Origin of the sequence: uncultured Planktosalinus sp. (assembly GCF_963973675.1) — a bacterium.
Lineage (GTDB): Bacteria > Bacteroidota > Bacteroidia > Flavobacteriales > Flavobacteriaceae > Planktosalinus.
Map to the genome: position 1 here is coordinate 1 of NZ_CAXBAN010000236.1, position 4,284 is coordinate 4,284.

Below are 4,284 nucleotides of genomic sequence, written 5' to 3' on the forward strand. Positions count from 1 at the left end.
AAACAGAAGCTTTACACTGGATAATGTAAGCTTTAAGGATGCCTCAAAATATAAACTTGGCGGGTTTTATACTCCGCGATACAACTCTCTTTCCAGTTACTTTAACAAAGTAACCTACCGGGCAGGAGTAAGGTATGAAGACACCGGACTTATTGTGAACAATGAGAACATTAATGAGTTTGGCATATCTTTTGGAGTAGGATTACCGGTGGGGAGAATGTTTTCCAATTTTAACATTGGATTTGAAGTAGGAAGCCGCGGTACAAAGAATAGCGGTCTAGTTCAGGAAAACTTTTTCAATACCATTATAAGCTTATCGCTCAATGATCGCTGGTTTATAAAAACACTTTATGATTAATATATTTTATAGAAAAACAATGAAAATGAAAATCAAAGCCACTTTATTACTGTTTAGTTTATTCCTCTTAAGCAATACAACTGTAGCAAACACAAACGAAGACTGTGTTGTAACTTTAGCCTTGTTCACTGATCAAGCTAAAGTTGAAAAATACAAGGCAGCATATCCTTATTTACAAGACCTAAGAAGAGATTGTCCTGATTTTCACTTATCAATGTACCAATATGGTGAAAGACTCTACAAACACCGTATCGAAAATGCTGAAGAAGATCAGAAAATGGCAGAGTACAATGAATATAAAAAATTATACAGAGAACGTTTGCAGTATTTTCCTGCTAAAACCAAAGAAGGAGCCATGTTGTCAGATTTTGCACAGGTGATGTTTGATTACAGAATAGGAAGCGCAATGGATATGTTTAACGCTTTTGATGCTGCTTACAAAAAAGACAAGGAAAACTTTACAAGCCCAAAAGCTTTGTATACCTATTTTTCCTTAGCAGTAGATTTACAGGCTGCCGGTCAAAAAGACATCTCTGAAGTCTTTGAACTTTACGACGAATTGATTGCTAAAATTGAAGAAGAAGAAAATTCGCTGGCCTTAAAAATAACTCCCTTAATTGAAAAGCAAGATGCAGGAACCAAACTGAGTCAAAATGAAGAAAAGCTTTTAAGTGCAGGTGAAACAAACCTAAGAGCTTATTCACAGGTTAAGGGAAGTGTAAACGGTAAATTGGGAATCCTCGCAGATTGTGAAAACCTAATTCCTTTATACAATAAAGACTTTGAAGAAAAAAAATCTGACGTAAACTGGTTGCAGGCAGCTGCCGGAAGACTTTCAGCTAAAGAGTGTGAAGACCCCTTGTTCTTTAAGTTAGTGCAAGAGTTGCACAATCTGAATCCCTCATCAAGATCGGCTTATTACTTAGGTCAATTGGCTGAAGCTGATGGTAAATCCAAAGTTGCACTGGATTACTTTTTACAGTCAGCAGAACTTGAAACCAACAAAAACAAAAAAGCAGATACATACTATAAGCTCGGTGAAAACTACAGAAAATCAGGAAGCTTGAGCAATGCCAGAACCTTCTACAGAAAAGCAATTGAAGCCAAACCGTCTTATGGAAGAGCCTATTTACAAATTGCCAGTATGATTGCTTCCAGTTCCAATAACTGTGGAGACAATGTATTTGAAAGAAGAGCGGTAAACTGGCTGGCTGCAGATTTAGCCAGAACTGCAGCACGAGTGGACCCTGCAGTTGCCGGAAATGCCAATGCAGCAGCAAACAGTTATATGCAACGAGCTCCCAGCAGAAGTGATATCTTTCAGGAAGGCATGCAAGGCAAAACCATTTCTTTCGGAAAATGTTGGGTAGGCGGCAGTGTTAGAGTGCCAAATCTATAAGAATGAAATTCACACACAAAAGTTTTAAAAGCGTTATGACTGTAGTTGCAGTCATAACGCTTTTTGCTTGTGAAGATAATTACAGACAAATACAACAACTTAGCGTTTCAGACCTTGGGCCCGTGGCTGAAGGGAAGGGAGTGAATCTCAAGCATACCGATTCGGGAAAACTGGTAGCCAATTTAATTACTCCAACCTTACTCGATTTTTCAAATTATAACTATTCATTTACTGAGTTTCCCGATGGTGTGGAAGTAATTTTTTGGAATGAAAAAGGTGAAAAAAACACAGTAACCTCAGACTATGGCATTCATTTTGACCAATCTAATCTTGTTGATCTTAGGGGCAATGTGGTGCTGGTAACCAGTGACAGTGTTACTTTAAACTCAAATCAATTGTATTGGGATCAAAATAACAAATGGGTTTTTACAGACCAGCCTTACCAAATCGAATTTAAAGACGGGTCCTTTAATGAAGGCTCTGGTTTTGATTCAAGTGAGGATTTTAGTAATTTCATTTCGAGAAGAAATGTTGGAGTACAAATCGTAGATAAATCTATAAATGATGAAGAATAAAGTTTATAAAATATTTGAATATGCTTATTTAGTAATGTTTGTGCTTTCAGTGGTTGCAGTTGCCACGAGTTGGAATTCTGACAAAGATCGGGCCTATTTATTTTTGTTTTTTTCAGTAGTGTCAATATTTATGTACTTTTTTAAACGTAATTTCCGAAAAAAAATGGAAAAACGTCAACAGGAAAAATAAAATCAGCTTTCGAGCTTAAGTTTTAAACTTCAGATTATCAAAAACTTATAGAGCTAATTGCTTTTTCTTGCTCTCCAAAAAATTATTTTTATAAAATAAGTGAACTTTTGATGAATAAGTTTTTCATAAGTTGTTCAAAATTGGTATTTTCGCCCACTATTAAATATCTTCAAAGATGGCAGTATTAAATAAAATTAGACAACAGTCAGTATTCTTAATTGTAATAATTGCGCTTGCGCTCTTTTCTTTTGTTTTTATGGATGTGATTGATTCAGGTGGATTCACATCAAACAAAGAACAAAACACCATTGCAACCGTCAATGGGAATGACATTTCCAGAACAGAATTTGTCACTAAAGTTGAAAACGCACTTAGAAATATGGGAAGCAATGCTACAAGTCTTCAGGCAGCAAATGCTGTTTGGAACAGTGAGCTTCGTTCAACACTTTTAAAAGAACAATTTGAGAAACTGGGACTTCAAATAAGCGACGAACAGCTACAAAATGCCCTTGCTGAAAACCTTGCCGGTAATCCATCATTTACCAATGAAGCGGGTGTTTTTGACAACTTTAAACTTCAGGAGTACCTGGCCGATGTCAAAGCAAATGCTCCCGAAATGTACAGCCAGTTTGTGCAGTTTGAAAACAGTGTAAGCCAAAACGCAAAGGAACAAACATACTACACACTGATTACTGCCGGGCTTAATCCAATTAGCTATGAAGGAAAGCAGGAGTACAAGTTAGAAAACAATAAGGTGGATATTGAGTTCATCCAGATTCCTTATTCCAATATTTCAGATGACGACATTGAAGTAACAGAAAGCGATATCAATGACTATATAAAGAGAAATGCTCAACGATACCAGGCTGATGCTGCAGTTGATATTCAATATACTTTGTTTGAAGAAGCACCCACTTCAACAGACGAAGCTCAAATTGAAGAAGAAATAACAGCTCTTTTAGAACCAAAATTCGAATACAATGCAATGATACTGTTCCAGGGTTTGCAAAAGTGACTGACTATGTAACCTATCTTTCACAACATTCAGACAGCCCTTACAATGACCGTTGGTATTTTAAAAATCAATTACCACAGAGTATTGCAGATACTTTGTTTGCAATGAATGTTGGAGAAATATATGGGCCCTATAAAACTGAACAGCAATTCAATCTTACTAAAGTTGTTGCTCAGCGTCAGCTGGCAGATTCAGTGCAGGCAAAACACATTTTAATTTCTTGGGAAGGTCTACAAACAGCCGGTGAAATCAGTCGAACTAAAGAACAGGCAAAAACCCTTGCTGATAGTTTGCTGAATGTTATTCAACGAGATGCCTCAAAATTTGAAGATTTGGCAGGACAGTTTTCAAATGACCCCAGTGTAGCGCAAAACAACGGAGACTTAGGGTATTTAACTCCACAAGCCACTGTTGAAGAGTTTGATAACTTTATTTTCAATAACTCCACAGGTGACAAAGCTGTAGTAGAAACCGATTTTGGTTTTCACATCATCAGTATTGAAGACCAGAAAAACATTCAAAAAGCCATTAAAGTTGCTTTCATTACTAAAAACATTGAACCCTCAGAAGAGACCTTGAACCAGACCTTTACGAATGCCACACGTTTTGAATCAAATGCTTTGAAAACTGATTTTATGGCAGCATCAAAGGAAGCGATGGTAGATGTAAAACCGGTAAATAAAATTGGTGAGCTTGAAGAAAATATTCCCGGTATTGGAAATAACAGAGAAATCGTTAACTGGGCGT

4 protein-coding genes and 1 pseudogene are annotated in these 4,284 nt (G+C 36.7%); all 5 read left to right on the forward strand.

Going from position 1 to position 4,284, the window contains the following annotated elements:
* Positions 1 to 358, forward strand: a pseudogene (locus AACY61_RS09585) (hypothetical protein); the annotation flags it as partial.
* A gap of 25 nt (positions 359 to 383) precedes the next feature.
* The gene (locus AACY61_RS09590; protein ID WP_339611353.1) at positions 384 to 1,757 is read left to right on the forward strand and encodes a hypothetical protein; all 1,374 of its coding nucleotides are present in this window, start codon (positions 384 to 386) and stop codon (positions 1,755 to 1,757) included.
* Positions 1,758 to 1,759: 2 nt separating this feature from the next.
* A complete protein-coding gene (lptC, locus tag AACY61_RS09595) occupies positions 1,760 to 2,332 on the forward strand; it encodes an LPS export ABC transporter periplasmic protein LptC (protein ID WP_339611355.1) in 573 nt (190 codons plus the stop codon).
* A 365-nt stretch (positions 2,333 to 2,697) separates the two neighbouring features.
* Positions 2,698 to 3,537 carry a SurA N-terminal domain-containing protein gene (locus AACY61_RS09600; protein WP_339611356.1) on the forward strand — a complete coding sequence of 280 codons (840 nt, stop codon included), beginning with the start codon at positions 2,698 to 2,700 and terminating at the stop codon, positions 3,535 to 3,537.
* Positions 3,534 to 4,284: peptidylprolyl isomerase (locus AACY61_RS09605; protein WP_339611357.1), on the forward strand; the 751-nt coding region annotated here is incomplete at its 3' end. The genes AACY61_RS09600 and AACY61_RS09605, both read left to right, overlap by 4 nt.